Source organism: Brevundimonas sp. EAKA (assembly GCF_000698025.1).
Lineage (GTDB): Bacteria > Pseudomonadota > Alphaproteobacteria > Caulobacterales > Caulobacteraceae > Brevundimonas > Brevundimonas mediterranea_A.
This window is the reverse complement of sequence record NZ_JMQR01000183.1, coordinates 1-4761: the sequence shown is the minus strand read 5'-3', so window position 1 is coordinate 4761 and position 4761 is coordinate 1. Positions and strand designations below refer to the sequence as shown.

Annotated in this window: 4 protein-coding genes; 3 read left to right on the top strand and 1 reads right to left on the bottom strand. The window is 66.2% G+C overall.

Annotated elements, in window-relative coordinates; translation table 11 throughout:
* The 3 genes from ER13_RS16230 to ER13_RS18535 form a co-directional block, all read left to right on the top strand.
* The coding region (locus ER13_RS16230) for a LysR substrate-binding domain-containing protein (RefSeq protein WP_035310945.1) at positions 1-645 on the top strand (645 nt) is incomplete at its 5' end.
* Between the two features lie 106 nt (positions 646-751).
* Positions 752-1273, top strand: coding sequence for a hypothetical protein (locus ER13_RS16225; protein ID WP_008264401.1), 522 nt, complete (start codon positions 752-754; stop codon positions 1271-1273).
* 96 nt (positions 1274-1369) lie between these two features.
* The gene (locus tag ER13_RS18535) at positions 1370-1726 is read left to right on the top strand and encodes a hypothetical protein (protein ID WP_155988185.1); all 357 of its coding nucleotides are present in this window, start codon (positions 1370-1372) and stop codon (positions 1724-1726) included.
* Positions 1727-1782: 56 nt separating this feature from the next.
* Here the strand turns inward: ER13_RS18535 and acnA are convergent, their stop codons facing one another.
* Positions 1783-4509, bottom strand: a complete 2727-nt coding sequence (acnA, locus tag ER13_RS16220; RefSeq protein WP_035310944.1) for an aconitate hydratase AcnA — start codon at positions 4507-4509, stop codon at positions 1783-1785.
* Between the last annotated feature and the right edge of the window lie 252 nt (positions 4510-4761).

The following is a 4761-nucleotide window of genomic DNA, read 5'->3' as shown; positions in this document are numbered from 1 at the left end:
ACCCCGGCCCGGTTTGTTGCGGGCGGTTCCGCCCCGGGGGTCATCCTGCCCGGGGCCCTCTTCCAGCTCCCCTCCAGGCATGGGTCGCGGATGGTCGCCTGTCCAAACTCGAAGCTGGTCATCCGCGAGGAGCGGGCGCCCCGTCTGGTCGCCGCCCTGAAGGCCGGCCAGATCGACGCCGCCGTCATCGCCCTGCCCTATGAGGCGCCGGGCGTCGAACACGCCCGCATCGGCGACGACGAGATCATGGCCGCCGCCCCCCACGACCACGCCCTGGCCGCGCCAGGCCCCATCCGGCCCGGCTCGCTGCGGGCCGAGGACCTGATCCTGCTGGAAGACGGCCACTGCCTGCGCGACCACGCCCTGGCGGCGCTGGACATCGAGGCCCCGCGCGGCGACGACGTCTTCGCCGCCACCAGCCTGCACACCCTGATCCAGATGGTCGGCTCGGGCCTGGGGGTCAGCTTCCTGCCCAAGATGGCGGTTCAGGCCGGCCTGGCCGACACCCCTTCCGTCGTCATCCGCGCCTTCGAGAACCAAGCCGACGGCGTCCCGCCCCACCGCGAAATCGTCGTCGCCTGGCGCTCCGGCTCCAGCCGCGCCGCCGAGGCTAGGCTGCTGGCCGAGGCGCTGAAGCTGGATTGAAGAAACCAGCTCTTCGGCGACTTACGGCGAATTCACTTACATAAACCAATGTTCACTGGATGAGCGGAGGGACGCGGTTCACAGACGGCGGGAGGAGTGAACGCCCATGAAACGCCTGTTCGCCGCACTGACGCTCAGCGCATCCGCCGCCTGTGCGCCCGTCGTCCAGGGCGGTCCGCCGCTGGACCTGCCGCCGGGTCTGGCCGAAACCGCCCGCGTGTCCTCCGTCGTCCTCTCCAGCGAGTGGTTGGATGCGAAGGACGACTTCGCCGAAACCTTCTCGGAAGAGGTGATGGAGGAGCTGGATATGTGCGCCTACGGGACCTATCCGGTGCAGGTTCGCGTCCATGTCGAGGACCTCGAGCGTGCAGGCCGCCTCGCGGTCCTGCTCAGAGGCGACGGCGAGCATCGGCTGCGCGCGGTCGCCGAACTGGTCGATCCCGCCCGTCAGGGCCAGATCCTCGGCCGCTATCCGATCGAGGTGTCCGTCGGCGCCGGCGGCCGGATCGCCGGTCTGGCGGGCGACCGGCAGATGATCGTGTCCGAGGCCTTCGGCCGCGCCCTGTGCGACGCCGCCTTCGCCCGCAATCCTCGCCGGCCTGGCCCGCACAACGCCACGGTCGGATGAGAACGAAAGGAGTCCGCGGATCGTCCGCCGGCCCTTTTGTCTTGCGCAATTAGATGACGTATGCGGCGGTAACTCCTCAAATGGGAGAGCGAGACGATGAAACTAGGCGATCTGATCGATGAAACCCTAAGCGAAATCGCTAGAGGTGTCCGAGCAGCCAAGGAGCGATCATGGGAAGTCCTCGCAATAGCCCCCGGTCGCATCAACGGCCAACAGACTACAGAGATCACCTACATCGATTTCGACGTTTCCCTTGTAGTCTCCGAAGGGGGAGAGCTCGCTTCGTCTAAGGATGGCCGTTTGGGAGGAGGGCTGACGGTAGCGTCTATTATGAAGTTCGATGGTTCGGGCGGTTCTACCGAGGCATCCAAAAGCAGCGCATCGTCGCAGTTGACACACCGCGTCTCCTTCAAAGTGCCTGTCTGCATGGGCGCTACCTTCAGCGCCAAATAGAATAGGGCCGACGGATCGCTCCGCCGGCCCTTCTGTTTCAGCGATCAGTCGCCGGATTATTCAGCCGCGATCGGCGCCTCGGTTTCCGGGCCGCGGGCCAGGTTGCGCAGGACGTAGGGCATGACGCCGCCGGCCAGCAGATAGTCCATCTCGGTCTGGTTATCGATGCGGCAGCGGACCGGGAAGCGGGCCATCTTGCCGTCCGACGGACGGAACAGCTCGACCCACAGGTCCTGACGCGGACGCAGCTTGCCGACATTGGCGTCGGACAGGCCGCGGATGGTGACGATCTCCTCGCCGGTCAGGCCCAGCTTCTGCCAGCCGTCCTGTTTGAACTGCAGCGGCACGACGCCCATGCCGACCAGGTTGGAGCGGTGGATGCGTTCGAAGCTTTCGGCGATGACGGCGCGAACGCCCAGCAGGCGCGTGCCCTTGGCCGCCCAGTCGCGCGACGAGCCGGTGCCGTATTCCTTGCCGGCGAAGACGACCAACGGCCGGCCTTCCGACTGGTACCGCATGGCGGCGTCATAGATCGACATGGTGTCGTTCGACGGGAAGTGCTTGGTCACGCCGCCCTCGATCTCGGGCGTGATCCGGTTCTTGATCCGGATATTGGCGAAGGTGCCGCGCATCATGACTTCGTGGTTGCCGCGACGGGCGCCGTAGCTGTTGAACTCGGCCGCCTCGACGCCGTGACTGGTCAGATAGACGCCGGCGGGCGAGGTCTTCTTGATCGAACCGGCCGGAGAAATGTGGTCGGTGGTGATCGAGTCGCCGAAGATGGCCAGGACGCGGGCCTCGACGATGTCCTGGACCGGAGTCAGGTCCATCGACAGGCCTTCGAAGTACGGCGGGTTGGCGACATAGGTGGAGGCGTCGTCCCACTCATAGGTCTGGCCGCCCGTGACCTTGATCGCCTGCCAGTGCTTGTCGCCCTTGAACACGTCCTTGTAGCGTTTGGCGAACATGGCCGGGGTGACCGACTTCTTCTGGATGTCGGCGATCTCCTGCGAGGTCGGCCAGATGTCCTTCAGGAAGACGTCATTGCCCTTCTTGTCCTGGCCGATCGGATCCTTGGTGATGTCGATCCGCATCGAGCCGGCGATGGCGTAGGCCACGACCAGCGGCGGCGAGGCCAGATAGTTGGCCTGGACGTCCGGGTTCACCCGGCCTTCGAAGTTGCGGTTGCCCGACAGGACCGAGGTCGCAACCAGGGCGTTGTCGTTGATCGCCTTCGAGATCGCCGGATCCAGCGGGCCCGAGTTGCCGATGCAGGTGGTGCAGCCGTAGCCGACCAAGTTGAAGCCCAGAGCGTCCAGGTCCTTTTGCAGGCCGGCGTCGGTCAGATAGTCGGTGACGACCTGCGAACCGGGGGCCAGCGAGGTCTTGACCCAGGGCTTGGCCTTCAGGCCCAGCGCATGGGCCTTGCGCGCCACCAGACCGGCGGCGATCAGGACCGACGGGTTGGAGGTGTTGGTGCAGGAGGTGATGGCGGCGATGACCACGTCGCCGTCGCCGACGGTGAACTTCTCACCCTCGACAGCCGCGCGCGGGGCGTCGGTCGGACGGGCGAAGACATCGACCAGGGCGGTTTCGAAGGCCGGGGCGGCGGTGGTCAGTTCGACCCGGTCCTGCGGACGCTTCGGACCGGCCAGCGACGGCACGACCGAGGCCAGGTCCAGTTCCAGAACGTCGGTGAAGACCGGGTCTTCCGAGGTCTCGTCGATCCACAGGCCTTGCGCCTTGGCGTAGGCTTCGACCAGGGCGACGCGCGCCTTGTCGCGGCCCGTGGCGGTCAGATAGCCGATGGTGGCGGCCGAGACGGGGAAGAAGCCGCAGGTGGCGCCGTATTCCGGGGCCATGTTGGCGATGGTCGCCTGGTCCTCGATGGTCATGTTCGGCAGGGCGTCGCCGAAGAATTCGACGAACTTGCCGACCACGCCCTTCTTGCGCAGCATCTGGGTGACGGTCAGCACCAGATCGGTCGCGGTGGTGCCTTCCGGCAGGCGGCCGGTCAGTTTGAAGCCGATGACCTCGGGGATCAGCATCGGGATCGGCTGGCCCAGCATGGCGGCCTCGGCCTCAATGCCGCCGACGCCCCAGCCCAGGACGGCCAGGCCGTTGATCATGGTGGTGTGGCTGTCGGTGCCGACGACGGTGTCGGGATAGGCGACGGTCTTCTTGCCTTCGTCCAGGGTCCAGACAGTCTGAGCCAGGTTCTCCAGGTTCACCTGGTGGCAGATGCCGGTGCCGGGGGGCACGACGCGGAAGTTGTTGAAGGCCGACGAACCCCAGCGCAGGAAGTTGTAGCGCTCGATGTTGCGCTCATATTCGCGCTCGACGTTCTGGCCGAAAGCCTTGGCCGTGCCGAAGTGATCGACCATGACCGAGTGGTCGATGACCAGATCGACCGGGACCAGCGGATTGATCTTGGCGGCGTCGGCGCCCAGGGCGCTCATGGCGTCGCGCATGGCGGCCAGATCGACCACGGCGGGAACCCCGGTGAAGTCCTGCATCAGGACGCGTGCCGGACGGAAGGCGATCTCGTGCTCGACCGAGCCCTTGTTCTCGACCCAGGCGGCGACGGCCTTCAGGTCGTCCTGCGTCACCGAGACGCCGTCTTCGTTGCGCAGCAGGTTCTCCAGCAGCACCTTCATCGAGCGCGGCAGACGGGAAATCCCGGTCAGACCCGCTTCCTCGGCGGCCGGAAGGCTGTAATAGGCGTATTTCTTGCGCCCGACGGAAAGGTCCTGGCGGGTGTTGAAGCTGTCGGTGGACGGCATGGAGAGTTTTCCTCTGGTCAGCGCCGCCCGACAATCCGGTTGCGCCTTCGCGCGGCAGACGCAGCGGCTCACAGGGCCCCTGCGCGCGCGGCGAAAGCCTGCTGCGGCAATCGTGCCTATAGTCCGCTCATCGCGCACCGTCCATGTGTCCACACCCTCGACGCGGACATTGAGAAAGGTTCTCAAAACAATGCGTATTTTCCCCGTCCCCGTTCCGGGGAGGGGGGCTGAGCGGAGCGAGGCCGGGTGGGG

Bases quoted from the DNA above. Each gene is read 5' to 3' on its own strand.
- ER13_RS16225 (WP_008264401.1), top strand. From the start codon at position 752: ATGAAACGCCTGTTCGCCGCACTGACGCTCAGCGCATCCGCCGCCTGT.
- ER13_RS18535 (WP_155988185.1), top strand. From the start codon at position 1,370: ATGAAACTAGGCGATCTGATCGATGAAACCCTAAGCGAAATCGCTAGA.
- acnA (WP_035310944.1), bottom strand. From the start codon at position 4,509: ATGCCGTCCACCGACAGCTTCAACACCCGCCAGGACCTTTCCGTCGGG.